The 25,672-nt window shown below is 60.4% G+C and carries 21 protein-coding genes; 1 reads left to right on the top strand and 20 read right to left on the bottom strand.

The genetic code is table 11. From position 1 onward, the window contains the following. Position 1: 1 nt before the first annotated feature. From CRI94_RS05305 to CRI94_RS05290, 4 genes are all read right to left on the bottom strand, one after another. Entirely contained in the window at positions 2–622 is a 621-nt protein-coding gene (locus CRI94_RS05305; RefSeq protein WP_098074620.1) for a hypothetical protein, read from the bottom strand. Positions 623–791: 169 nt separating this feature from the next. Beyond that, the gene (locus tag CRI94_RS05300) at positions 792–3,161 is read right to left on the bottom strand and encodes a TonB-dependent receptor (protein ID WP_098074619.1); all 2,370 of its coding nucleotides are present in this window, start codon (positions 3,159–3,161) and stop codon (positions 792–794) included. Positions 3,162–3,484: 323 nt separating this feature from the next. Further along, positions 3,485–3,856, bottom strand: a complete 372-nt coding sequence (locus CRI94_RS05295; protein WP_098074618.1) for a hypothetical protein — start codon at positions 3,854–3,856, stop codon at positions 3,485–3,487. Between the two features lie 216 nt (positions 3,857–4,072). Next, positions 4,073–4,852, bottom strand: a complete 780-nt coding sequence (locus CRI94_RS05290) for an alpha/beta fold hydrolase (protein WP_098074617.1) — start codon at positions 4,850–4,852, stop codon at positions 4,073–4,075. A 355-nt stretch (positions 4,853–5,207) separates the two neighbouring features. Here CRI94_RS05290 and CRI94_RS05285 point away from each other — a divergent pair, with 355 nt between their 5' ends. Next, positions 5,208–7,862: a S9 family peptidase gene (locus CRI94_RS05285; RefSeq protein ID WP_179862172.1), complete on the top strand. Its 2,655-nt coding sequence runs from the start codon at positions 5,208–5,210 to the stop codon at positions 7,860–7,862. Positions 7,863–7,922: 60 nt separating this feature from the next. On the opposite strand, the gene CRI94_RS05280 is transcribed toward CRI94_RS05285, so the two are convergent. From CRI94_RS05280 to pdxA, 16 genes are all read right to left on the bottom strand, one after another. Next, positions 7,923–10,025: a heavy metal translocating P-type ATPase gene (locus tag CRI94_RS05280; RefSeq protein WP_098074615.1), complete on the bottom strand. Its 2,103-nt coding sequence runs from the start codon at positions 10,023–10,025 to the stop codon at positions 7,923–7,925. Between the two features lie 76 nt (positions 10,026–10,101). Then, positions 10,102–10,902 carry a metal ABC transporter permease gene (locus CRI94_RS05275; RefSeq protein ID WP_218919352.1) on the bottom strand — a complete coding sequence of 267 codons (801 nt, stop codon included), beginning with the start codon at positions 10,900–10,902 and terminating at the stop codon, positions 10,102–10,104. After that, positions 10,895–11,647, bottom strand: coding sequence for a metal ABC transporter ATP-binding protein (locus CRI94_RS05270; RefSeq protein WP_098074614.1), 753 nt, complete (start codon positions 11,645–11,647; stop codon positions 10,895–10,897). Before CRI94_RS05270 ends, CRI94_RS05275 begins: the two co-directional genes overlap by 8 nt. A 60-nt stretch (positions 11,648–11,707) precedes the next feature. Beyond that, complete coding sequence (locus tag CRI94_RS05265) at positions 11,708–12,685, bottom strand: metal ABC transporter substrate-binding protein (RefSeq protein ID WP_098074613.1); 978 nt, start codon at positions 12,683–12,685, stop codon at positions 11,708–11,710. 30 nt (positions 12,686–12,715) lie between these two features. Beyond that, complete coding sequence (locus CRI94_RS05260; RefSeq protein ID WP_098074612.1) at positions 12,716–13,375, bottom strand: class I SAM-dependent methyltransferase; 660 nt, start codon at positions 13,373–13,375, stop codon at positions 12,716–12,718. 36 nt (positions 13,376–13,411) lie between these two features. Further along, on the bottom strand, positions 13,412–13,990 hold the full coding sequence (gene def, locus CRI94_RS05255; protein ID WP_098074611.1) for a peptide deformylase: 579 nt from the start codon (positions 13,988–13,990) through the stop codon (positions 13,412–13,414). 203 nt (positions 13,991–14,193) lie between these two features. Further along, positions 14,194–14,541: a phosphomannose isomerase type II C-terminal cupin domain gene (locus CRI94_RS05250; protein ID WP_098074610.1), complete on the bottom strand. Its 348-nt coding sequence runs from the start codon at positions 14,539–14,541 to the stop codon at positions 14,194–14,196. A gap of 284 nt (positions 14,542–14,825) precedes the next feature. Beyond that, on the bottom strand, positions 14,826–15,347 hold the full coding sequence (locus CRI94_RS05245) for a hypothetical protein (RefSeq protein ID WP_098074609.1): 522 nt from the start codon (positions 15,345–15,347) through the stop codon (positions 14,826–14,828). Between the two features lie 170 nt (positions 15,348–15,517). Then, positions 15,518–17,476 (bottom strand): Na+/H+ antiporter NhaC family protein, encoded by a 1,959-nt coding sequence (locus tag CRI94_RS05240; RefSeq protein WP_098074608.1) that lies wholly within the window; start codon positions 17,474–17,476, stop codon positions 15,518–15,520. A 160-nt stretch (positions 17,477–17,636) separates the two neighbouring features. Continuing rightward, positions 17,637–18,266, bottom strand: a complete 630-nt coding sequence (gene upp, locus CRI94_RS05235; RefSeq protein WP_098074607.1) for a uracil phosphoribosyltransferase — start codon at positions 18,264–18,266, stop codon at positions 17,637–17,639. A 116-nt stretch (positions 18,267–18,382) separates the two neighbouring features. Next, positions 18,383–20,203 carry an alanine/glycine:cation symporter family protein gene (locus CRI94_RS05230; protein ID WP_245846081.1) on the bottom strand — a complete coding sequence of 607 codons (1,821 nt, stop codon included), beginning with the start codon at positions 20,201–20,203 and terminating at the stop codon, positions 18,383–18,385. 596 nt (positions 20,204–20,799) lie between these two features. Then, positions 20,800–21,834 carry a hypothetical protein gene (locus CRI94_RS05225; RefSeq protein ID WP_179862171.1) on the bottom strand — a complete coding sequence of 345 codons (1,035 nt, stop codon included), beginning with the start codon at positions 21,832–21,834 and terminating at the stop codon, positions 20,800–20,802. 155 nt (positions 21,835–21,989) lie between these two features. After that, a complete protein-coding gene (locus CRI94_RS05220; RefSeq protein ID WP_098074606.1) occupies positions 21,990–22,673 on the bottom strand; it encodes a cell division ATP-binding protein FtsE in 684 nt (227 codons plus the stop codon). A 200-nt stretch (positions 22,674–22,873) separates the two neighbouring features. Then, on the bottom strand, positions 22,874–23,629 hold the full coding sequence (locus CRI94_RS05215) for a class I SAM-dependent DNA methyltransferase (RefSeq protein WP_098074605.1): 756 nt from the start codon (positions 23,627–23,629) through the stop codon (positions 22,874–22,876). Between the two features lie 74 nt (positions 23,630–23,703). Beyond that, on the bottom strand, positions 23,704–24,234 hold the full coding sequence (locus tag CRI94_RS05210) for a hypothetical protein (protein ID WP_098074604.1): 531 nt from the start codon (positions 24,232–24,234) through the stop codon (positions 23,704–23,706). Positions 24,235–24,543: 309 nt separating this feature from the next. Beyond that, positions 24,544–25,611 (bottom strand): 4-hydroxythreonine-4-phosphate dehydrogenase PdxA, encoded by a 1,068-nt coding sequence (pdxA, locus tag CRI94_RS05205; RefSeq protein WP_098074845.1) that lies wholly within the window; start codon positions 25,609–25,611, stop codon positions 24,544–24,546. Positions 25,612–25,672 lie beyond the last annotated feature (61 nt).

Here is a 25,672-nt window from a genome sequence, read left to right as displayed (position 1 = left end):
GTCAGTTCACTGTCAGCGGATAGGTGAAGTCCACATCGTTCTCCACGATCTCCGGCTCTTCGGGCGCCTCGATGGTGTCGTTGCGCTTGTCCTCCGGAAGCGTGGCGTTTTCTTCGTAATGCCGAAGCTTGACGCGGAGATAGACGGTCCCCGACGTTGCCGAAAGTGTCTCGGCAGCGAAGGTCAGACCGAGATCGTCGCCATTCGCATCGGCGTCCAGCCCCGAGATGTCGAGAATGCCATTGACGGGGCTGCCGCCGGATTCAGCATCTTCCACGCGGTAGAAGAAGCGGTGCTCTTCGTCTTCCTCCTCGATTTCCGCGGTGATATCTTCGTCGTTGAAGCGGTCGCGCAGCTCGATCGACACGTCGTAGCTAATACCGTTCGTGAGCGGGATCGGCTCGACGGACTGAAGGTCGCCTCCGGAGCCGAACACCGCTTCTGCCGTCACATCAGGTGCCGTGGTCGTCGCCGGGTCATCGAAAGAAAGCGTGACATTAGAAATCACTTCCTGCTCACCGGCGTTGTCGCTCGGCTCGTTGCTATCGCAGGCGGTGAAAAGACCGATAGCGAGAACCACGGTCAGGACAGGTCGAAGGAGCGATAGAAAATTTGTTGGCATGGTCGCTACGAAGGAAGAGGGTTGTTAAGGACGTAATGGCAGACTGAACATCCGCTGCCGGTTGCGGCGGATCGGTCTCTGCCCACGGAAAGCTTCGACGGCCAATATTTGCCGTGCTCTCTGTGGCCAGAGACAGCTCAGACGGGGCTCGGAGGCTTCGACTCAGACGTCATACCTTCACGTGAAGTCGAAGAATGACGGTTCGCCCGGAGGCATCGGTGAAATATCGCATCCGGTCCAGGTAGTCCCGATAGCGCGTGTCGAACACGTTTTCTGTTGCGAGCTGGAGCGACATTGGAACGCCGCTCACCCGCCAGTCGCTGTGCAATGACACGTCGAGAAGCGCATATCCGGCAGGAGGCGGCGCGAAGTCGACGTTCTCCGGGTACCGTGTCTGGCGCGTGACTCGGTGTCCGTCGATGCGAAGGCGCACGGTACGAAGCGAACGGGCCACCGGACGATGGAAGACGCGCAGGTCAGCGAACAGACTGCCCCGATCGGACGGCATGTCTGCGAGGGGTTCGCTGGACAATCGGTCTGTGCCTCGAACGATTGAGGCCGTCAGTCCGAGCGTCACAGGCTCTGCGACGTCGATCTCCGCCCAGCCGTCAACGCCTCGGAGTATGGCGTCACGCTGCTCGTAGCGAAAGAGCGGGAAGACCCCGCGGATCGTCACCTTGGGCTGCCCCGAAGGAACGAGGTTGATAAAATCGTCGACGCGGGTTTCATACACGCCCAGTTGAAGGCGTGTGCGCTCCCCGTGATGACGGAGCGTGGCGTCGAGAGCCCACGCTCGTTCTGCTCCGAGGTCCGCCCGCCCCTCTTCGTACTGTGCGCTGCCATGGTGGACACCGTCGCTGTACAGTTCGCTGAAACCAGGGGGACGCCACGCCGTCGACGCAGCCAGGCTCACCTCCCATGCTGGGTCCAGCTCCGACGTCACGCTAAACACCCCGCTTCCGCCCCAAAACGACTGCGTGCGATTGAGAAACGTTGTCCCGCCGTTGTCCCGCGGAAAGGATCGCGACCACTGATGATCGAGACGAGCACCAGCATCGACCGTCCACCGATCACGACTCCATGTCGAGCGCGTGAAGACGCCGCCGGAAAGAGCGCGATAGTTGGGAATGAGATAGCTGGCGCGGCCGTTTTCATTCCCCTGGTTCATGCCTGCAAGCCCCGCGCTCCAGATCAACGCCCCTCCAGCGGCATCTATCGCGGGCGACCGGAGCGATGCATCGACCGAGTGGGTCATCAGCGTCAACTCGACGCCCGGCGCGGAGGGCGGCCCGCCTCCTGGACTGTGCGCATCGAATTCGCGGCGCAGATTTCTCTGAATGCCGTACTTCGCTTCGACCCGGTACCCATTTGTCATTCGGTGCTCGACGCCGAGCGTGGCAAGGTCGTGCCTCACCTCCTGCTTCGGCGCGTCGATGTCATAGCTGAAATTGTAGTCGATCGCGGGTCGAGATCGTTCGACGATGTTCTCCCAGGCTTCCACGGTGTTGACATGGGCACCGGAAAAAATGCCGAGCTCGCTGTCGAAGCGGCTGGCCGTGGCCTCGACTGTCCAATGCCCTCGCCGGTAGGTCGTCGCTACGCTCAGATTGTTTTCTCGAAATGCCGTGTTTCCGATCACGTAGTCGGGCGTTTGCGATGCTCCGGCGACCCGGAGGCTTCCCTGCGTTCTCCAGCTCCACAGTCCGCCGGCCACAGCACGCGCCCCCTCCAGGAGAAGGGACCCGGCCCCTTGTCCGTTGTTGGAGAATGCATCCAGATCCAGGCTACCTCCAACACCGGTCGAATCGGGAAGCGGAAGAGGCGTTAAACGAAGAACGCCTCCGATCGCGCCCGCGCCGTACTCGACTCCCGCCGCGCCTTTTAGGATCGAGACCTCGACCGGCGCAAACGGGTCGACCTCGGGTGCGTGCTCGCGCCCCCACTGCTGCCCCTCCTGACGGACGCCGTTATTCACCAGAACGACGCGCTCGCTGTGCATACCACGAACGATGGGCTTGTCGATGCTGGGTCCGGTGCTGAGCGTCGTGACACCTGCGATGTGCTGCAAAGCGTCTCCAAGTGTCTGCCCCCGGTCCGCGCGCAACTCGCCCGTATCCAGCGTTTCAACCGACCGAGCCGCATCGGCGGCAGCAAGGGCTCGTGCCTGAACAATGACCTCCTCCGCTCCAATCACGACCGGTTCAAGCTCGACATCGACCCGAATGCGTTCGTCAAATCGAACGGTCACCGTTCGGCTCTGGGTTTGAAAACCGAGGTGCCGGAAGACGAGGACGTGCGTGCCGGGCACGGGAAGCCGCAGGGAAAACTCGCCTCGCTGATTGGTGGCGACGCCGGTCGACGTCCCACGAAGGACGACGCTCACGTTTGCAAGCGGCGCGCTATCGACGGCATCCGTGACGCGACCGTGCACGGATTGACCGAACACGGCACCGGGCATGGCAATCATCAAAATCCACGGGAGAAGCTGCGACCAGCGTCGACAGACCACTTCCCCGGCCCAACCGAAAGAACCAGGCATAATTGCTAAAATCGAGATAGCTCAGGTCTGGCGCAGACAAAGCGTCCGCACACGCAGACCAACAAGGGAATCGAATTGAGCTCACCCGACGATTCTCCGCCCATCACGCGGATGGGACCGGAAGCGCAGCGATTCGACAGACTTCTCCGTCGACAGAAATCTCCTGAACGATCAGGTTCGGTCGACGAAGACGCCGTTTGGACGACTTGACCGCCATATCCCCGCACAGATCGTGCGGTTACGTAAACGGGCGAAAGCCGAGTTCAGACACACTGGACATGCATCTGATTACCAAGCGACGCTGCAATGCATCCTCGAATGAGTTACGCGATTCCAGCCGGCGGGCCGCGTATATCGAGGCCGGACGTTCGAATCAGCGGGACATGCTGATTCGGAAAAAGGGACAACGCCTTCGTAACGAGCGCGGTGGCTACACCGACGTCCGCTACTACGGCAGAAAAGAAATGGGTCGTCGCGCACAGGACACAGTCCGGCACGTCGACAACATGAAAGTGCGCCGTAGCGACCGGCGCTGTCGCATCATGCGAGGCATCCTGACAGTGAATCGCCTCCTGCGCGGCCGTCGTGCTCTCGACCGCATGCTGTGCCGTATGCACATGGGGCGCCACGACTCCGCCCAACCCGAAGGCCAGGAGAAGGATGCATGCACCAAATGTACGAAGACGGGAGAGCATAGTCAGGACACACGTTTACATTTCGACAGTCGCTAAATGCAAAGATCTTTGTTTAGGTTCCTTTGGAACGAGAGGTCTTATTTCTGAGCAACGGGCCAGACAATCAAAAAAGGCGACCGACCCGTGCTTCTAGGACTCGCCGCTGCCTTCGGTAGCGCCGGTCAAGACTGAGTGTTCAGCCGGTGTCCTCATCTCCTTCTCATGCTGGCTATGTCACTACGCCGTCTGATTGATAAAAGACTCAACGGCATCTGCCAGTTCTGTTGGCTTTTCCGCGTGGACCCAGTGTCCCGCCCCCTCAACCGTCACTAGTTCGGCTTGTGGAAAGAGCTCGTTGATCCGGTCCATGTCCTCATCCTGCACGTAGGACGAAGTGCCTCCGCGAATGAAGAGGGCCGGTTTATCGAAGGGCTGATCTGCCTGTACCGGCTTGTTGACCTGTCCGTAGTTTGCTGCGATCACAGGCAGATTCATTTTCCAGCGATAGTGCTCCGCATCCCGGTCATAATCCAGATTCTTGAGAAGAAACTGGCGGATGCTAAACGAGGGGACATCCTTCGCTAAAACGTCGTCAATCGCGGACCGGTCGTTATAGTCGGTCGGGTCGATCCTCTGGAGCGCGTTGAGGAGCGGCTCGTGCGAGGGCGGGTACGAACGAGGTGACATGTCGACGACGATCAAGCGGTCGACGATGTCGGGATAAGTGAGGGCCGTCTGCATCGCCGTCTTCCCTCCCATCGAGTGACCCAGGAGTGTCGCGGTGCCGAGGTGATGCTGTTCGATAAAATCGCGCGTGTCGACCGCCATCACATCGTAGTCAAACTGATCCGAGTGTGGACTCTCACCATGATTCCGCTGATCGACGGCGTAAACCTGAGAATGCTCGCTGAACCGTGTCCGGCTGAGCGTGTGCCAGTTTCCGTGCGCACCGAGAAGCCCGTGGAGAATGATGAGTGCGGGTCCTTCGTCACCGTATTCAGCGTAATGGAGGTCCATGCAAGCGTGCGTATGTCTAGTAAGCGAACGGGATCGTGTATGGAAAAAGCTGCCCGTCTAACCGATATCGAAACGCAGCGTTCAAACCAATCAACATCACCCGAAAGGTGAGACCGGCAAAACGATTTCAACGATCCCATTCCCTGAATACCGTACCCCTCGACTCAACCAAGGACGCCAGACATAAATCCAACCCACGATCCACAATCGACATTTCGAACTTCGCATTTCAAATTTCGCCCTCGCCCCACTCTTCCCGTATCCTTCCATTCAGCGGGTACCATTCCTCCGGTCTGGGTCATAGGTTTGTTCGATGCTGACTCATTACGTCCGACCGTTTCTGCTTTTTTCGCTGATGACGTACGCTGCTACCCCTTCGCTCTCGCCTTATCGACGGTTCACCGAACGTATTGATCGGTGGTGTGCCGTTCTTTTTTCCCTCCTTGTCGCTCTGGCCCCGCTTGCAGCGACGGCTCAACCGACGGAGGCTCCCGGTCCCTCTGCCATCACGGCGATGGACCTGTTGAACATCCATCAGATCTCTGACGTGACGCTGTCGCCAGACGGTCGAACGGCTGCCTACGTCGTAAAAACCGTTGAGGAGACGCCAAGCGAGGATCGGCCATACGCCTACCGTCAACGCATTTATGTTGTCCCGGCGAACGGTCGGTCGGCCCCGCACGTCCTGACGCGGTCCCCCGCCGGTGCGACGAACCCGGCGTGGCATCCGGAAAGCGACCGCCTCGCCTTTGTTCGCCCCGTCGACGGCACGCCGCAGGTGTTCATCCTGCCGATTTTCGGCGGCGAGCCCTACCAACTGACGGACGCGCCGAATGGAGCGACCTCTCCGCAGTGGAGCCCGAACGGCGAGCACCTGATGTACGCCTCTTCTCTTTCTCGGAGCGAGGTTGCAAAGCAGCTCGCGTTTGGAGCCACGTTTGGCGAGGAACGGTGGAACCGGAGCCCGTCGGACACGCTCGGATCTGAGCAAAGCCGACAACTGGTCGTGCTGCGCGACTCCATCACGCTCGACCCGATCGATACGCTGGCGGTTAACAGCGACCGTATCGCCGTTCTTGCCGACTCATTGAACGCACTTCGGGACACGATCTCACAGCCCATTCCCAGCGCGACAGCGTCTAATCCGGATGGCTCCCTACTCCAGATCCGAAAATGGCTCGGCGAGCGTCGCTCTGCGGATGATCCGAGAGTCATCACGCGCCTCGACTTCCAGGGCGAGCATGAACTCGACCCCGAAGTCTCCTTCCGGCACTTCTTTATTGTCGACGTTCCCGGAAACGTGATGTCGGCAACGCCAGAGCGCCCCGCGGCACGCCCCGTGACATCCGGATTCCGGAGCTACGGCGGCGCCGAGTGGCTTCCTTCTGGCACACAGATCGTCCTTAGTGGTGCTCCCGCGGTAGCCACCCACCCGGACCGCGTACGCCAGCGCGATCTCTACGTCGCGGAAGTCCCCGACGCGGGCGACACGCCGGACCTGCAGCGCCTCCTTCGCCTGGAGCGATACGCCCTCTCCAACCCACGCGTCACGAGCGATGGCACGACAATAGCCTTCACCGCCAGCAGCCTCAACCAGAGTGGCTACGCGCAAACTGAAGTCGGGCTCTTCGCGCTGGATGGCCGCACGAAGCCGCGTCTGATCAGCATGGACTACGACCGATCCGTCTCCCAGATCAAGTGGTCGCCTGACGGCTGGTACCTCTACGGTGTGTCGGCCTCCGAAGGCGCGTTCCCGCTGATACGGTTTGCCCCTTTCGCGCGACCGGACGCAGACTCTGAAGAAGGAGAACGACCAGACGCCCCAGCAGCTGCCCCCGAAGCGGAGACGAGTACTGCCGTCTTCGCTGTTGACTCGACGATGATCACGCCGGTCGAACCGGAGATTCTGACAGGCCCCGAGACGGGCGTCCGGAGCTACGACGCGACCGACGCCACCCTCGTGTATGCCGCCACAACGGTCCAGAACCCGTACGAGCTGTACACCAGCACCGTCGGCGGAGACAACGAGCGGCGAATTTCGTCGCACAACGCCAGCTGGCTCACCGACAAAACGGTGGCGACGCACCGCAAGATCGAGGTCGAAAACGATGGACGAACCATCGACGCCTGGGTCATCCGACCGCCGGGCCTGAGTGAGGGAGAAACCGCCCCGCTTCTCGTCGAGATGCATGGCGGACCCTCGGCTATGTGGGGACCGGGCGAGGCCACGATGTGGCACGAGTTTCAGATGCTCGCCGCCCGCGGATTCGCCATCGTATACGCCAATCCGCGCGGCTCCGGAGGTTACGGGTTCGACTTCAAAACGGCGAATTTCCAGGACTGGGGCACCGGCCCAATGAACGATGTCCTCGCGGCCGCCGACGCAGCCGCCGACCTAGAGTGGACCAATGCAGAGCAGCAGGTTCTAACCGGCGGGTCGTACGCAGGCTACCTGACGGCATGGATCATCTCGCAGACGGATCGCTTCGACGCGGCGGTGGCGCAGCGTGGGGTATACGACCTCAGCGTGTTCTTCGGCGAGGGCAACGCCTGGCGCCTCGTCCCGACCCACTTCGGCGGTTATCCGTGGGAGGGTGCATACCCCGTTCCGGCGCAAGACAGTGCCCGCGCCGACGGCATCCCGATGCCTGTGGACAGCACATATTTCGTCGAGGAGCAGGCCAGTGGCTTCGGGCTCGACAGTCTCGCCGTGGACTCACTGCGGATGCCGCCACGGGAGGCGCTCCTCCGCAACTCGCCGCAGACGTTCGTTCGCGACATCGAAACGCCGCTGCTCATCATGCACGCGGACAATGACCTGCGAACCGGCGTCATTCAGAGCGAACTTCTGTACCGGAGCCTGAAGGTGCTTGACCGTCCGGTCGAATACGTGCGCTACCCGAACGCAGGACACGACCTTAGCCGCTCGGGCGATCCACAGCACCGAATCGATCGTCTACTGCGCATCTACGAGTTCCTTACACGCGGCATCACAGACCCGCAGGAGTAAGGCCGGAAACGCTGATGAGACCGATCCGAATGTCGCTCGGGTCGGTCCTCCGGCACCACCTCAAGAGCGGTTTCGGAGGAGCCTTGACGAGTTGGCGAGAATGCCGAGATCCGGGATGCTGTGCATGGCCGCCGCGACGACAGGCGGCAAGAAGCCGGTTGCGGCAAGACCGAGCGCGGCGAGGTTGTAGAGCCCGGTGAACCAGAAGTTACCCTTCACAACGTTCATCGTGCGGTTCGCCGTTCGCAGAAGATCTGGAACGAGTGACCAGTCCTCTCGAAGCAGCACGACCGGTGCCGCATCCACCGCGATGTCCGTTCCCACGTCGCCCATCGCGATCCCGACGTCCGCCTGGGCCAGCGCCGGTGCATCGTTCACGCCGTCGCCGATCATAGCGACCGTCTTTCCGGCACGCTGATATTCGCGCACAATCTCAATTTTGTCCTCGGGCAGAAGTTCGCTCTGGACATCAAGACCGAGCCGCTTAGCCAGCGCCTGGGCCGCCTCCTCGCGGTCGCCCGTCAGCACTTCGATGGTTTCGATGCCCTGCTGCCGGACTGCATCCAGCGCCTCGGCGATCCCTTTTCGCGCCCGGTCGGCCGTCACGATTACACCGGCCAAGGTACCGTTCGCGGCGACGTAGAGATACGTTTCACCCGCAGCAGGCGTTGAGTCCCCAATGTCGATGGCCACCGCCTGCCCGTCCCCTCCCGCGGCCTCCTCTATCATCCGTCGGTTTCCGACAATAACCGTTTCCTCGCCTACGATAGCACGGATGCCCCGTCCCGGCACGGCGTCAAAGTCGTCGGGCGTGTCCAGCGTAATCGCCCGAGCGCCGGCCGCTTCACGCACGGCTCCGGCCAGGGGATGCTCGGCGTACTGCTCCGCACTCGCCGCAAGGCGCAAAACCTCGTCTTCACTCCACCCTTCTCGCGGACGAATCTCCGTCACCTCCGGCCGCCCCACTGTTAGAGTGCCCGTCTTATCGATGAGGAGCGTGTCGACCTGAGACAGCGTCTCCAGGTACCGTCCTCCCTTGACGAGCAGCCCACGACGAGCAGATACACCAATCGATGCCAGCATAGCGACCGGCGTCGCCAGAGCGAAAGCACACGAGCAGGCCACAACCAGCACGGCAACGGACGACATCGCATCTCCCGTAGCGAAGTACGTTACGGCTGCGACGCCTACCACAACAGGCAAGTAGTATCCCGAAAATTTGTCGGCCCATTGCTCTGTCTCGCCCCGGTGCGCTTCGGCTGTTTCGACCATCGTCACGACGCGGCCGAAGGTCGTCTCGGAGCCCGCCTCCTCCGTTTGGATGCGCAGCGCCCCTCCCTCCGCGATGGTCGCGGCGTACACGTCGTCCCCGTCCATCACCTCCACCGGAACGGGCTCCCCGGTGACCGCGCTCTGGTCGATTACGGCTCGCCCACTGACGACCCTGCCGTCAACCGGAATCTTTTCGCCCGGACGCACCACGACAATCTCTCCACGCTCTACCTGATCGGCCGGCACATCCACCTCCTCGCCATCGCGTTCCACGCGGGCCGTCTGCGGTGCGGCTTTCATCAGGCCAGAAATGGCGTCGCGCGCACGCTCGGTCGTCGCATGCTCGACGTAGTCTCCCAAACGCATAAAGATGACGATCACAAACGCCGTCACCCAGGCGCCGACGACGGCGGCTGCCACAACCCCTGCGGTCATGAGCGTGTGGGCGGTCACGCGAAGCTTCACGGCCGCGCGCCCGACACTCTTGAACACAGGGTACCCGAGCGCCAGGACACCGGCCAGTCCGGCCCACCAGGGCGTTCGCGCCTCCAGCCACTCGACGTAGCCCAGTCCATGTCCAACCGCGGCCAGTCCTAAAACTAGCACGACGGTACCCGCGAGCAGAAGGAGCGACCTCCGTTCGGTATGTTCTCTTCCTGTGGACCGACGTGTATCGAGTTCATCCACGTCGTATCCAGCCGCTTCGACAGCACGCACCAGTGCCTCGCGCGAGGCGGGCGCGTCATCGTCCAGCATAACGGATGCTCGTTCCGCCATCAGACGTACGTCCGCAGATGCCACACCCGGAATGTCCTCCAAAGCACCCTGCACATGGCGGGCGCATCCCGCGCAGTCCATACCGCGAACGGAAAGCTCACACTGTTTCGCCATACCCTTTTCTCAATGCCATTCGGCAAGTTACATCAAATCGTACTTCGATCGCTTCGACGAGTTTTCCTTGCCCGAGCTATCGATTCGCTATGAACGCACCGAAGAACAGCATCGCCTGAACGAGCACGATCGTCGCTCCGCTTGGAACGTCGAGTACGTACGACAGCACAAGGCCAATCGCAGCGGTGAGACTCCCGATCCCAACGGACACCGCCGTCATCGTCCGAAACCGCGAAGCGAGAAGCCGTGCGGTGGCGGCAGGGATCACCAAAAACGCTGCGATAAGAATGATGCCGGCAATTTTGACGGACGCGACGATCGTCACGGCTAAGAGCACGGAGAGCAGCAGGTCATCGCGCTGCACCGGCACCCGTCCCGCTTGAGCCAGGTCCCGGTCAAACGACGCGTACGCCCATCGGCCCCACATTGGAAGCAGAAGGAGTGTCGTCGCCGCCACGATCGCCACCAGCCATACGTCTGACGTCTGAACGGCCAGAATCGACCCGAAGAGGTACGCGAACGCGTCGGACGTGTAGCGAGGCGTGAGCGCAAGAAAAACGACGCCAAGAGCGATCGCCACGGCGAAGAAGATACCGATGGCTGTATCACCCGCAATATCGCCACGCTGCGTCACGACATTAATTCCGAGTGCGACGACAACCGTGAACGGTAATGCGACCCACATCGGATCGACCTGAAGCAATAGGCCCAGAGCAACTCCGCCAAACGCGGCGTGCGAGAGACCCACGCCGAGGAAACTGAGGCGCCGCTGCACGACAAACACGCCAAAGTAGCTCGCCAGCGCCCCAATGAGAACGCTCGCGATCATGGCGCGCTGCATAAAAGCAAGTTGGAATGCGTCGATCAGTTCACTCATGTCGGTCCCCGATCATCATGGCGTGCGCGTGTCCGATATGGCCGAAGGCTTCCCGAAGGCATTCTTCCTTCAGTGCAGCTTCGGGCGGGCCGTAGGCGACCTGCCGCCCGTCTAGCAACAGGACGTGCGTCGCATGATGAAAGGCAGCATTCCAGTCATGCGTCACCATCAAAACGGTGGCCTGATGTTCTTCCTGGTAGTTGTCGAGCAGTTCGTACAGGTCCGTCGCCCCGACGACGTCCACGCCGGTAGCCGGTTCGTCGAGGATAATGACGCGCGGCGTGCGGATCAGGCTTCGTGCCAGATAGACACGTTGTAGTTCTCCACCGGAGAGGGCGGACAGAGAGCGGTCCGCTAGTTTCTCAGCGTGAACGTGCTCGAGTGCATCGATCGCCAGTTCCCGTTCTTCCTGCGATATGCGAAACGGCCAGTGTTCGTAGAGCCCGGACACGACCAATTCAATCGCGAGGGCAGGAAAGGATCGGTCGAGCGTTTTGATCTGCGGCACGTACCCGACGATGCCTGGATCTACCTGCTGCGGGTGCTGCCCAAAGATTCGCGCAATGCCATTTTCGGGCACATCGAGCCCAAGGAGCACTTTCATCAACGTCGTTTTTCCGGCACCGTTGGGCCCCACAATGGCAACGAAATCGCCTCCCTGAGCTTCGAACGTGATCCCGTCCAGCACACGGTGGTCGCCAAAGCGGACCAGAAGATCGCTGACGCTAACGGCGGGAGAAGACATAGAGTCGTGGCTGCGTGCGGTCGGTTCGATGCACGGGAAGAACCCCCGTGCAAGTCCTGCTTAACGTGACGGTGACGATGTGGGTTCGGGTCCGAGTGCGTTCAAAATCTGCGTCGCGTTGTATTCGAGTAGTTCTGCATAACTCGCCCGTCCCTCAACGCCACCGATCGGATCTAAATTAACCGTCGCAATCTCCGCTGCATCCGCTACGGCACGAGCCGACCGATCGGGAAGCTGCGCCTGCGTAAAAATGACGCGGACATCTGCGCCCTGAAGCTGTCGAATCTGTCGAGATAGCTGTTGGGGTGATGGTTCCTTCGCAGGCCGAGGCTCGATAATTTCTGCGACGTGGAGCCCGTATCGCTGGAGAAAGTAGCGGAAGAACGGCTGCGACAATCCGACGTGCATGCCTTCAACCGGCTTCAGCATCGTCGAAATTCGAACATCCAGTGCCTCAAGCTGCGTCCCGAGCGAATCTGCGTTCATCTGATAGGTGGCGCAGCCGCCGGGATCGGCCGTGCATAATGTGTCCACGAGTGCGGGCAACAGACTATGCACGGCTCGCGGCGACGTCCAAAAGTGGGGGTCGACTTCGCCATGCTCATGCCCTCCGTTGGATTCCTCTGCGTGCGCGTGGTCCTTCGACGCTGCAGGAGGCATTTGTAGACGCTGAGCTTCCGGCAGCAGCGGAACGAGCGCAACAGTTTGCTTTGCCGGAAGGGATGCGACCCAGCCATCCAGATGTTCGTCCGCATGCACGAGCATTAGGCTACCGGAAAGCTCTCGCACGGCGGACGGCGTGGGCTCATACGTGTGAGGCGATTGGCCGGGATCGAGCAGGACACGCACCTCGGCGCGCCCCTCCACGAGCGGGCGCAGAATCATCCCGAGCGGCGGGATGGTCGTCGTAATGGACGGTTTTGCATCTGCACCGGGTGGAAGCTCCGACGAGGCCTCATCATCGGTACATCCGACAAACAAAAGGCAGATAAGAAGAAGCGTGCACCGTCCACGCCACGGCGAGAGCAAGATGCGCATTCAGGTCGGAGTCCAGAAGAAGAAAAATGGTTAGACAGTGTCGGGTCGCGGCGTAGCAACCAGAACCTCGGACGGCACGCCCCACGGTGCCACGTGATCGTGGTGGTGTACGCGCCAACTGCGACCCAGCAGGGGTCGAACCTCAAGCGGTCGGCATCCGCCGACGAGCGTTGGCCGCAATGCGAAAACGCTCCGCCAAAGCCACTCGACGGCGCGACTCATCGGTCCAATTCCCGGCGCGAGCCCACATGCGCACAGCCGTCCGCCCGGCTTCAACACCCGGCGCGCTTCGCTGAGTAACGTGCGCACCTCCGGGCGGGGAAGCAGGTCGAACACGTATGCCACGACCACACGATCCACCGATCGGCTGGGGTTGTCGATTGGTGGGGCACCGTCAGTCCAACGAACCGTTACCCGATCCGCCCACGGCTCGAGTCGTGCGCGGGCTATTGACGCCATCGTGCAGCTCAACTCAATGGCCTCGTAGGTCGTCGTTTCCGGACACTCCCCCGCCAGAAGTCGCTCGGCAAATGCCCCCGTACCACATCCGATCTCGAGAACCGTCTCCGCGGAACCGAAAGCCCCGTACCGTACCAGGAGGTCCAGCGCAGGAGCTTCGTAGAACGACTGCGAATCCTGCCTCGAGCCCACCCTGTCGTATACCTCGCGGAGTCTATCCCGAGACAGCATGGAAACGTGTGGTTACAAGCTGGACGTAGACGAGGCTTACACGCGCTCTCCTTCGGCCGTTACGAGCGGATAGTTGGCCTCAACCTCTCCATCCGCGATTTTGCGAAGCGAACGACGGACCATGCGCTTACGAAAACTACCCAGGTAGTCCGTGAAGAGCACCCCGAAGAGGTGATCGAACTCGTGTTGAATGACGCGGGCGAGGAAGCTGCTCACCTCCCGTTCACGTTGTTCGAAGTCACGATCTAGATAGCGAATCCGAACCGCTTCAGGCCGTGTCACGGTTTCGCGGACGTCCGGAATAGAGAGACAGCCCTCTTCGTAATCACACGTAACCTCGCTTTCCGCGACGATCTCGGGATTGATGAAGACCATCGGCTGCGGCGGGATCTCCTGGCCTTCCTCTCGGATTTCGTCGGCCATCGGCGTTACGTCGATCACGAACAGACGCTCACCTCGACCGACCTGGGGAGCGGCCAAACCGATGCCAGCGGCTGCATACATCGTGTCGACCATATCGTCGATGAGCGACTGCAGCTCCTCAGAGTTTTCCTCGACCGGTTCGGTCTCCTCGCGGAGTTTCTCATGACCGAACGTGTAAATCGGCAATACCATGGGCGAAAAGGAATATGGGTATCCTCGGCGTAGAACGTTATAACGCCGTTCACCCTGGCAAGTGCCCTCCTCTGCATGAACGCAGTGTCAAGCAAATTCTGCCTTCCCACGTGTGCAAATGGAGCGGCGGCAGCCGAGTCGGACCACCGCTACGCCGTCATGGATTGAGCGACCGCCACGCAATGCGTCAAAAGGGCAGAGCGTTATCCCGCCCGACCATAGTCATCCTCGAGCCGAATGATGTCGTCCTCCACGCAAAGCCCCATCTGGGTCTCGATGAACACGAGGTAGTCGTCGCCATCGTTTTCGATACGATGCACATCGCCGATGTCGATAAAGCACGTGTCGCCTTCACTGACGCGAATCTTGTCATCGTTCCGAGTGAATACACCCGAGCCGCGAACGACGACCCAGTGCTCCTTGCGGTGTTCGTGCTTCTGAAGAGAAAGGCGCGAACCGGGGTTCACGACGATGCGCTTGACGCGGTAGCCGGGCTCGTTCAGATATTCTTCCCAGCGACCCCACGGGCGGTTATCGGCATCGAGAAGCATAAAATTCAGGGAGTTGGTCAAATGAGATCGATCGGACGCATGTCGTCCGTTGACCTAGAAGGATAGACGACACGCGATAGACCTACAACGGCGGAATCGCTAGCCGATAGTGAACTTCGAGCGGATTGATCGAACACTTCTGGCGTCATTCCGCCTCTACGTACTGAACGGCGAGCGCGCGAAACGAGTGCATCCTCTTCGCATCGGTCCATACGCTTCTCCGACGACCATGTGGCTAGACTCGCTGGATAACTATACGGCGAACGGACTGTCTGAAAGCGATTCTACTTGACGCGCATCTGCTTGAGATCGATTCGATCCACCTCCCTGTCGATCGCGCGCTTATAGGCGACGAGTTGTGCGGCCGGCATGACCTTGGCCGTTACATCCCCGATTGAACAGACCGTGCTGTTTTCAAAGTCGATCTGAGCCTCTTTCCACATTCCCCGTTTTCGGGCGAAGTATGATGTGGACGACGCATCGGCGACCTCGACAACAACGCTCAAGTAGCGAGCTTTGAGATAAGACAGCCGCCACACCTCACCGTGTTGCCGCACGGGTCCGTAGGTCACATATGGCTCGACGGTTTCACGGACGGTGTCGAGACACCCCGCAGGGACGTAGAAATCAAGATCGTGGATCGGGCGCGTTGCCCCGTGGACACGGGCCGCCGCCCCACCGACGAGCTGGTACTGCATGTCGGCCTCGTCGAACCGGGAAATCATCCACCGGAGCGCATCTTGATGAACCCGGTCAAAGGGGACGACCTGTTTGTATGTAGACGATGCGGTTCCTACGTCGGACATACGGACAGAAAAGCACGGAGCGCGGTCTTTGTTGGCGAAACACCCGGCACGCGAGAGATGCCCACCGCGTGACAAGGATGCCGCCCACAAGCTCGTGCGGCATCCCAGACATTTCGCACCCACAACACGTGCGGGAGACCGTATCCGTTACAGCCCTTCGACACCAATCGTTAGCTGCTCGCTACACGAGCTGGCTCGATGTCCGGATCGGCGATGTCGACTTCTTCCCCGAAGACGCGCAGCAGGCCCGATAGAATCGCCATACCGAGGACGAGTCCAACCCACCACGGTAGACCAAACCCTGCGGGCAGTGTGCCTACGAGAAGAGCGACGAGCCCCACGCTCATAGCGTACGGTAGCTGCGTGCGGACGTGATCGATGTGATCACAGCCGCTCGCCATTGAGGAAAGGATTGTGGTGTCGGAAATCGGTGAGCAGTGATCACCCCACACGGAGCCCGCCAGGACGCAGGATACCGACGAGTACAGGATGTGGTAGTGTGCAGGATCGTTCATGCCGTTCGCCGCAAGAACCGCCCACGTGAGCGGGACCACAAGCGGCATCAAAATGCCCATCGTTCCCCAGCTCGACCCCGTCGCGAACGCCGTGGCTGCTGCGAGCAGAAAGACGACCGCGGGCACCGCACCGGCCGGCAGCCAGTCACCAAGCACGCTGGTGAGGTACTCCGCCGTGTGGAGGACCGCCGTGATCTCCGACAACGCCCAGGCAAGCACGAGGATAATCATCGCAAAGAGCATCGACTTAAGGCCCGAGTACCACGCCTCGACCGTCTCCTCAAGTGTAAGGATGCGCTGGCCAACCGAGAGCGCAGCGGCCACGAGCACGCCCAGGAGCGATCCCCACATCAGCGCCTTGTACGAATCAGCTTCTCCGATAATCTGACTCAAGGTCGCTGTTTCGGGGTTCGACACCGCCTGCAGACCAGTGTAGTAGAGCCCCCCGAGGACGCTCACAACCAAGACGATGACGGGAATGATCGCGTTGTACGCAAAGCGCGGTGTTCCATCCTTCGGCTTCAACTCTTCGCCTTCCCCCGCTGCCTCGTCAACGTTTGCTCCGGAGGCAAGGACCTGGCCGGTCTGCCGTGCACGCCGTTCGGCCCGCGCCATGGGACCAAAGTCACGCTTCGAGTTCGCCACTACAAAAACGAAATACAAAGCGAGGAGCGGATAGAAGCTGTAGAGAATGGAGTTGAGAAAGATCGAGTAGGCAGACATCGTTAGCCCTTCGATGTTCGCGACGGCTGTGCCGACGATTCCAACCTCGTACCCGATCCACGTCGTCACGAACGCAAGGCATGCGACAGGGGCTGCGGTAGAGTCAACGATGTACGCGAGCTTCTCCCGCGAAATCCGCAACTTGTCCGTGACCGGCCGCATCGTGTTGCCAACGACCAGGGTGTTGGCGTAGTCATCAAAGAAGATGCCGAGGCCGAGCAGTCCCGTCACCACCTGTCCCCGACGCGAGTCGCTGGCATACGAGGTAATCCGATCAACGATGCCAAGCGTACCGCCGTTTTTCGAGATAATGCCGACCATCCCACCGATCATCAGCGAAAACAGAATGATCGACGAATGGCCTTCATCGGCAAGCGCCTGCAGCACATACACCTGCATGGTATCGAGGAGGCCCTGTGCGACGCCCCCTAGCGACACTTCGACTGCAAGAACTGCCCCGACAAACACGCCAAAGAATAGCGCAGGAACAACGCGTTTGAAGGCGAGGGCGATCGCGATCGCGAGAAGCGGAGGAAGGATCGAGATCCAGCCTGGAAGCGCACGAGACGTCGTCTCCGCGAGAACGGCGCCCTGGCCATTGATCACGGAGATCTCCACCGCGCCGCTGGATGGCACCTTGAGCCCTTCGCCTCTCCACTGCGGTTCCTCTTCGGCCTGCTCCAGCGAGAAGGTCTCTTCTCCCAGTCGCACCTGCAGACCTGCCGAGTCGCCTGGCGCATCGACGGTGACATCGAACGCAACCCCCGTCAGGATAAGTGAGGGCGCCGTGATTTCGGCTTCCGGATTCTCCTGACCGGCTATAGCCGGAGAGGTTAACCCAAGACCGAGAAGGGCGAGTAAAACAACTGCGAGGTACCGAGAGAGGTGCATGGTGCAGACAAGTGTGGGAGGGGCTAGTGAGGCGTGGCGACGACATCCAGCCACGAGATCTGCGCGAATTCAGGCTCGCTACACCGCCGACGGAGGGCGTGAAATGAGATGCGTCGGTGCGGGCGCAGACCGTCGACTCTACTCCGCAACGGGAGTCGGCCTACCCGGTCGTTCCGAAGATACGGTCCCCGGCATCACCGAGTCCCGGGCGGATGAACGCGTTGTCATCGAGCTCCCGGTCGACCGTCGCCGTGACGATCGGCACATCGGAATGATCGCTCTGAAGACGCTCGATTCCTTCTGGTGCAGCGACGAGACAGGCGAAGTGAATCCGCTCGGCTCCGCGTTGCTTCAAATGCTCGATGGCAAAAGAGGCGCTGCCGCCCGTGGCGAGCATCGGGTCGACGACAAACACGCGAGCCTCACTGATTGTGTCGGGAATGTTGCTGTAGTAATCCACCGGGTCGTACGTCTCTTCGTCCCGCTGCATGCCCAGGTGACCGACGCGGGCCTCCGGGATGAAGCGCACAAATCCGTCGACCATCCCGAGACCCGCCCGCATGATCGGCACGACGATAACCTCGTCGGCAATTTCGTATCCGGTAGTCGACTCCAGCGGCGTCTCGATGGTCTTGTCCTTCAGATCAACCTCTTGCATCGCTTCGTACGCGAGAATAGCCGCGGCATCGGAGACCGTCTTGCGAAAGGCCCCGTGCGGCGTCTCGCGACTGCGCAGGATGGTCAGATCGCGTTTGAGAAGCGGATGGTCGACGACGGTGAGCGAAGACATAGTGCGCCTGTTTGATAACGAAAACGTAGGAACGAACAGAATCCGCGTCCGCCCGGTGACTCCGTTTCTATGAGAAAACGGCGACCGGGCGGAGCGCAGCCGACGAAGCGAGAACGTTACTGGTCGGACTTACCCTGTTTTGCTGCCTTGCGCGCTTCTTTCGCGCGGCGAGCCGGTTCCACGTTTGAGAGCCAGGCTTCTCGATCGAAGTAGCTGTCCGTGATGTTCTTGAGCTTGCCGGAGAGCACCACGAGGGCGATCAAGTTCGGCACGACCACGAGGCCGAGCGCGATGTCGCCAATCGTCCAGACCGTCGCCAGCGGAGCAATGGCGCCGACGAAGTTCATTCCGACAAAGACCACCTTGTACGGAATAATGGCTTTCGGACCGAAGAGGTAGTTAGCGCAGCGGTCGCCGTAGTAGCTCCACGAGATCGACGTCGAGATCGCGAACAGGAGTACGCTGAGTACAACGATGCCACCGCCCCAGTCGCCGAGCGGCGAGAGACCGCGCTGAAACGCAAGCTGCGTGAGCGGAGCGCCGGTTTCGACCCCCGGGCCGTAGAGCGCCGTGTACTCGGTTCCATCCCTCGACACCGCCACCTCCCGTTCCGGATAGATCGTTCCATCGAAGGCCTCGCCGAAGTCGTCCGTGGTTTCGCAGTCGTTGGCGCAGGAGACGTAGAAGCGCGCCACGATCGCCTCATTCCAGGCGAGCTGCGAGGTGCCCATCGGGACCTGTGGCGTACCATTTACGACAGGAACTTCGGCAGGCGGTTCTCCTCCCGCCATCACGCCACTTTCTCCCTGAACGCGGTAGCTGATTGCGCCGGCGTTGAGGTCCATGCGCGTCGGAACGGCATCGTCCCACACACCCGTCACGATGATGACGAGACCCGTGATCGAGCAAACGATAATCGTATCGATGAACGGTTCGAGGAGCGCAACCACACCTTCACTCACCGGCTCGTCGGTTTTTGCGGCCGAGTGAGCAATGGGGGCCGATCCCTGTCCAGCCTCGTTCGAGAAGAGACCGCGCCGAACGCCGTACATCATCGTCAGAAGGAAGACGCCGGCTCCCGTTCCGGCGACACCGGAGCTCGGGTTAAAGGCCTCGGTGAAGATGGCACCGAACGCCGCTGGGACATCGGATGCGTTGAGGGCGAGAATGACGAGGCCGCCCAGCACGTAGATACCGGCCATAACCGGTGCAACAATACTCGTCACGCGGCCAATTCGCGTTACGCCACCGATGATGACGACGGCAACGATCGCAGCGACAATGGCACCGACGACGTACTTGAACGACACCGGGTCCATAGCGAACCAGTCGCTGTACTCCATCATCGTGTCCGTCACAGTGTTCGCCTGAGCGGCATTACCGGTCAGGAACGACGTAATCATCAGCATGACAGCGAAGAAAATCGCCATCCACGTCCAGTTGGAGCCGAGTCCCTTTTCGATGTAATACATTGGCCCGCCAGACACCGTCCCGAGCCAGCTCTTCGTTTCGCCTTCGCCACCGATGTTGACGTCTCGGAAGTACTGGGCGAGGGTCACCTCACTGTATTTCGTCGCCATTCCGAGGAGAGCGGTGATCCACATCCAGAACAGCGCACCCGGACCACCCCAGTGAATCGCAAGCGCAACACCCGCGATATTTCCGATGCCGACCGTTGCCGATAGCGCCGTCGTCAGCGCCTGGAAGTGCGGGACATCGCCCGGTTCGTCGGGATCGTCGTACTTACCGGACGTAACTGCGAAACCGTGCCAGAGGCGGCGAAACTGGATAAAGCCAAGACGGAACGTGAGGTAGAGGCCGGCGCCGAGAAGAAGAATGACAACCCACGGAATGTCGTTGCCGGTGCCAGTCGGGATCCCTTCATTCCAAACATACTGTTCCAGGACGCCGATGACCATTTCGAGTGACTCAAGCATAAAGGTTGACGTGGCGAGAATACCTTGGGTGATGGTGCGTGCGACCCGTGTCGGCGACATCGACAACCGCGCGCAAAAACTCACATCGGGTCACAGGACGATCTGACGAATTCAGATGCGTCGAGGGCAGAAAGAGAACGTGTTATACCAAATCCAAATTCTAATGTCGGGGTCTGCTTCGTTCGCCCGGGTGATTCAAACCGCAGAAACAAGCATGGATCGTTCCCAGCGACGCCTTTTTACCCTTTCTCGACCGAACCATCCCCTGCGGCCGAGACACAGCATCCGGACAACGTCATTTGGATTCAGTATTATTATAGACGGCTCGAATCGTGGAACGATCGGGGAAGACCTCGCCCACAAACATGTGTCGACAAAGAACCGCCAGTAGACTCATAACAAGACGTTCGTTGATAAGGCGGGCGTGAGAGCGCTCGCCGATTACATCTTTGTAATGTAGGAAACGGAGAGGGTTGGTGCAAGCGTCGCGTCACACCGAGTCATTTGCGGTGGCCCAGCCTTGCCGGGGCAGAACCCGGCTAGATCAATCAACAGCCCGTCGGGGAATCCCGGTGACCTCGCACGGGTCGCGGCGATCATGAATCGAGCGACTCCTCGCCGCCATGGCCCTGCAGATCGGGCTCGGTTATGTCATCTTTCGTACCGGACGTAGCTTCGTGCTCCAGCTCTCCCGGAGGCGGTGGCGCCCCCGTCTCTTCGCCGAGCCCTTTTCGGGCCACATTCCGCTTGCGAGATTGCTCGAGTGCGGGTGCAACTCGGTTGTACGCTGCCGTGAGCCCAACAGCAAAGCCTGCAGCGATAATTCCCAGCGCGGCATCTACAACGCGCGGCCCGGCTAGAGCAAGCCGAATCATGACGGTAGCGGCGGCAAAGGCCGAATTCCGGAAGACCACGTGGTACGTTGCGCTGTAGCGCAGCGAGATCAACACGATCAACACGTCACTGAAGATGAGGATCGTATAGAACGTGTCGAAGAACGCCAGAGCGCGTCCGTGGATCACGAAGTCGACCGCAGTCACCACGACAAGTCCCCCAAGGATCGCGAGAAGGGTGACGGAGAGCAGCTTCTTCGCCGCCACGAAGCGAGCCTGCTCCGCCTCGGTGTCTGTGATCGGACGGTGCTGCTGCATCCGGTAATAGACCGAGATGATCGCAAAGATGAGCAGCGCTCCGGTCGCATCGACAACCACGTAAAGGACCGCCTCAGGCAGGCCCAGGAACCCGGTAGTGGAGTCGAGCCCCCACTGGATCGGCTCAGAGAAATGAACGAGCTCTTTGAACGACTGCCGCAGCAAGATCAGCGAGAAGATCTCAAACTGTTTGCCGAGCGCGTCCGCGACGCTGGTCGCAAGTCCGAACACAAGCCCCACCACCTCGACGACGAGGAAGAGCGTGAACGCGACATCAATCGCGTAGAAATGATTTGTGGGAATCCGCGTCCCCATTACGCCAGGGACAAGCCCCTGCCGGCTCAGCTCGATCACGATCAGCGAGACAAAAAAGCTGAGCAAAAGAACATTCCCCACACTCCGACGAGTCCGCGCGCCCTCCCAGCGCTGATCCATCCAGTCGTACAGCCGCACGGCCGGATCCAGGATTCGATTCATCATCGTCTACCGCTACCGTCTTGTAAATGACGTCGGGCGCACATACGGCTTCTGTTAGGCAACGAAGCAACACCTGCATGACGCATGCTCGCGTTAAGACGCAGGATCATACCGGTCCGGTGCCACGAACATCGACCGATTGGAAATGCAGTACGATGCTACAGCGACTCCGGATCGATCTCGATGAGTTGCCGATTCATCAAGGCAAACGTTCGCGCCGGATATTTCTTCACGAGGCGATAATCGTGGGTTGCCATCATCAGCGTCATCCCTTGCCGATGAAGGCTAACGAGCAGTTCCTGGATTTCGTCGGCAACCACCGGATCGAGATTCCCGGTTGGCTCATCCGCCAGCAGAACCCACGGATCGTTTGCAATGGCCCGTGCGATGACGACTCTTTGCTGTTCTCCACCAGAAAGCTCGTGGGGAAAGTTGCTGCGCTTGTGATTCAGGCCGACACGTGTTAGAGCCTTCATCGTGCGCGACTTCACTTCGGATCGTTTCTTCCCGGTCGCATAGAGCGCGAACGCGACGTTATCGTAGGCGCTTCGATCCGGGAGGAGTTGGAAGTCCTGAAATACGACGCCGATCGAGCGACGCAGATACGGGATTTCGCTGCGATCGATCAAATCCGACCGATAATCGCCAATCTGCGCGACGCCCTCGTCAGGGAACCGGTCCATGTACAGCAGGCGGAGAAGGGTGCTCTTGCCGCTGCCGGTGGGCCCAATCAGGTACGCCATGTCGGACCGATCGAGATCCATCGACACATTCTCGACGACGGTTCGGGACTCTCCGTTCGGAAGATCGAACGACACGGAGACATTATTAAAACTAATCATCGAACGGGGTGGGGAGCCGGACGGCAGGAAAAAACGAACTGCTTCGAGGAGGCGCTAACGTAGCGGCATTGGATCAGCGCCACCAAGGTCGGGATTTTCCGTTCCACGATCAAGCCTGACACACGAAAGCTCAATTCGAATCTGGATCGTCTCATTCGACGGTGTCGACCAGACCGTCGGCTCGCGTCCGGATGCGCGTGTCACGTCCCCTTTCGCAATACCCAATGGACCCGGTGACTGCGATCATGAGCCGAGTCGAAGCTGAATGCGTCGTAGGCGGCTTCTACCTTGAGATCACTGCCTGAAATCAGATCCGCGATCGTATGCGGCGCGTAGGTCCGCTGAACGTGCTCCTCGTGAAAGTGGCGGCCTTGCTTAACGACGTCGAATGTCGTCCGGTGAAGCCCTGTGTCTGCGTCGTATTCGGAGTGGCGCGAGTAGGTCATTCCGTGCACGGTACCTCGATCGAAGAACTCCCGCTCGTGGTCCTCGGAGTTCGCCGGCGTCGCATGGTCGATCACTGCAATGCCTCCCTCGCGGAGAAGGCCTTTCACACGCTCAAGACAGGCTCGAACCTCCTCCGTTTCCGTGAGGTAGTTCAGGCCATCGTAGACAAGTACGACAGCATCAAACGGTTCTCGCCGCTCCAGTCCAGCGAGCGTAACAGTCGTAAACCCCGCCGTCGCACACGTCGCCGGCATGTTCGCTGCGTCCAGCTTTGCCCGTGCCTGCTCGACCATGGCCGCTGCCCCGTCCGTAAGAACGTACTCGTAGTTGCCGAGCGGCTGAAGTCGTCGTGCTAGCGAGCCGGTCCCACCTCCCAGCTCGAGCACGGAGATCACCTCGTCCCCGTGTACCTGCAGGCATTGATGAACGTAGCGCGCCCATCTATCATAGTCGACGTGTGCCATGGCTGCGTCGTATACCTCAGCAAGTGCGTCGTACGGGTTAGCCACGATCCAGCGCCAGTCGTTCGATGTACATGATCACGTGCGAATCGGGCGGCAGTGGACGGGGTGCCCGACTCCGCCTATTCCAGATAGTCCTCGACCGGCCACCTGTACACCGTCTGCACGTCGTCGTCCACGGCATTGCCAATGATCGCGCCGACGCCGAGCCCGATGACGGCGAGTCCAATGCCGATCGCCTGCCCCATCGCGGTCGAGATACCACAGTAAATTGTTTCGCATTCCCGCCCGGCCGCCGCGGCGTCAAGAGCAAGAAAGGCCCCCGGTACCGTCCCTACGAGTCCTCCGACAACGCCTCCGCCTCCGGCATATTTGATCCGCAGGGAGTCCACGCGTCCGATGGCGATCTGCTCCATGGGCCGATCATGACCACCGCGCATGTACTGCGGACCGTCGACGAAGTACATCGAGTCGGCCGAAAGGGTTACTTGAGACACCTTCCTGTACGTCTGGGTCCCTGATTTATAGAGTCGGACGGTCTCGCCTGCCATGGCATCGTTCACGTCCGCAAGCATCGGGGCAGATACGGTCAGCGGTCCCGTGGAGCGGCAGCCCACTCCCGCGACGGCGAACAGTATAAAAAGAAGCGTCATCCATCGTGAAAGCGTCAGCAACCGGGTGGTCAACATTGATAAACATGTCTGAGGATCTACAACCGAAACCGAAGCTCCACCGAGTGGCGGTAAGAAAGGCAGGATGAGTCGTTTTCTTCAGCACCTGCATGTATTTACGCCGCTATTTCCCCCAGAAAGGTAACGCAGAAGCACCGACCACGCCATATGTTCAGACCGTGCGGCCAGGACCATTTCGTCGTCCACTCTCTCCGCTCCACCATATAAAAACGGGAGCTCCCGATGGAGGAGCTCCCGGTGTCGATGCTAACATGTTGTATGTCTGACGTGTCAAACCGTCATTTTCGCTGCGCGATGGCGAGCAATTGCGACGGCTTCCTCGATGGCGCTTCGCATGGAGCCGGGCAGGGCCATACCGCGCCCGGCGATACCGTACGCCGTGCCGTGATCCGGCGAGGTCCGCACAATCGGAAGTCCCGCCGTGTAGTTGACGCCCCGGTCGAACGCCAGCGCCTTGAACGGCACCAGACCCTGATCGTGGTACATCGCCAGCACGGCATCGTACCCCTGGTTGAGCTGCGTGGCAAAGTACCCGTCTGCCGCCAGCGGGCCGTGGACGTTCAACCCATCCGCACGAGCCGCATTCACGGTCGGCTCGACGATTTCCTGTTCCTCCGAGCCCAGGACGCCGCCGTCACCGGCATGTGGGTTCAGCCCCAGCACCGCCACGCGCGGTTCGGGAATAGCAAAGTCCTGAACCAGCGACTCCACCATCACGTCGAGCTTCGTGCGAATGGCTTTCTGGGTGATACCCTCCGCGACCTGTGAAATCGGAATGTGAGCGGTAACCAGACCGACGCGAAGCGTTCCGGCTACCATCATCATCGTGGGTTCGTACCCGCCGACTTTTTGCGAGATAAACTCCGTGTGCCCCGGCACGTCATATCCAGCCTGAGCAATGGCGTCCTTTGAAATCGGCGCGGTCACCATGGCCGCAACGTCCCCGCTCATGCAGGCGTCCACGGCGCGGTCGACCGCTTTCATCGCAAGGGTTCCTCCCTGTTCGGTAACCTCACCAAACTGCACCTCCGACGGTTCGCCCTCGGTCACATCAAGAACCGTAACGCCGGTTTCCGGGACGTCCTCTGGAATCTCAGTGACTGAATGAATCGGGAGATCAGAATAGCCGAGCGTGTCCGCATGTACACGCAGTACGTGGGGCGACCCGATCACGATCGGCGCCATGGTTGTGGTCAGTTCCGGGTCATGCAGACATTTAAGCAACACCTCCGGGCCGATGCCATTGGGGTCCCCCAGCGTAATCGCCAGGCGAGTCCGCTCCCCGTTGGGAGCATCCGAGGGGTCGGGGCGCTGATACGTTGGTCGCTGTATCGGCATAGAGAAAAGGGTCGTTCGAGGTGCAAACACGAGGTCAGAGAACGCCGGAGCGGTGGAATAC

It is taken from the genome of Longibacter salinarum, from assembly GCF_002554795.1.
GTDB lineage: Bacteria > Bacteroidota > Rhodothermia > Rhodothermales > Salinibacteraceae > Longibacter > Longibacter salinarum.
This window is presented reverse-complemented; position numbering and strand designations above follow the sequence as displayed.